The 254-nt window shown below is 70.5% G+C and carries 1 protein-coding gene; it reads left to right on the forward strand.

Going from position 1 to position 254, the window contains the following annotated elements; all coding sequences use genetic code 11:
- On the forward strand, positions 1-254 hold a 254-nt coding region (locus XI08_RS09695), incomplete at both ends, for a condensation domain-containing protein (RefSeq protein ID WP_271574248.1).

The raw sequence follows: 254 nt of genomic DNA on the forward strand, positions 1-254 counted from the left end.
CGAGCCTGTGCCATCTGGCGTGGGGACAGGTGGTGGCGCGCAGCAGCGGGCGCGAGCAGGTGGTGTTCGGCACGGTGGTGTTCGGCCGCATGCATGGGGGTGCGGGTGGCGACCGCACGATGGGGCTGTTCATCAACACGCTGCCGCTGCGGCTTGATCTCGATGGCACCGCGACCGAGGCGAGCGTGCGAACCACGCATGCCCGGCTGGTCGAGCTTTTGGCGCACGAGCAGGCCTCGCTGGCGCTGGCGCAG

This window comes from Bradyrhizobium sp. CCBAU 11361 (genome assembly GCF_028128935.1).
In the GTDB taxonomy this organism is placed as follows: domain Bacteria; phylum Pseudomonadota; class Alphaproteobacteria; order Rhizobiales; family Xanthobacteraceae; genus Bradyrhizobium; species Bradyrhizobium niftali.